Below are 417 nucleotides of genomic sequence, written 5' to 3' on the forward strand. Positions count from 1 at the left end.
AGCGAGGCCGACCGGGTCGCCGTACATCGGGAAGCCGCTGATCCGTCCACGGGTGGGCTTGAGCCCGACCAGGCCGCAGCACGACGCCGGGATCCGGATCGAGCCGCCGCCGTCGGAGCCCTGCGCGACCGGGATCAGCCCGGCGGCCACGGCCGACGCCGCGCCACCCGAGGAGCCCCCGGCCATCCGGGTGACGTCCCACGGCGTGACGGCGGGCGGACGCCCCTCGGGCTCGGTGTAACAGGGTGACCCGAACTCCGGCGTGCTCGTCTTGCCGAGACTGACCATGCCGGCCGCCTCGATCGACAGCGTCACCGCGTCGGACACGTCCGGCACGTAGTCCGCGAACGCCGGCGACCCGAAGGCCGTCGGCACGCCCTTGGTGAGGTTGAGGTCCTTGATCGCGGTCGGTACGCC

Annotated in this window: 1 protein-coding gene; it reads right to left on the reverse strand. The window is 73.6% G+C overall.

The window, feature by feature from the left end:
* On the reverse strand, nucleotides 1-417 hold a 417-nt coding region (locus ACOADB_RS07535; RefSeq protein ID WP_378597347.1), incomplete at both ends, for an amidase family protein.

Origin of the sequence: Nocardioides sp. CPCC 206348 (assembly GCF_048654705.1) — a bacterium.
Taxonomy (GTDB): domain Bacteria; phylum Actinomycetota; class Actinomycetes; order Propionibacteriales; family Nocardioidaceae; genus Nocardioides.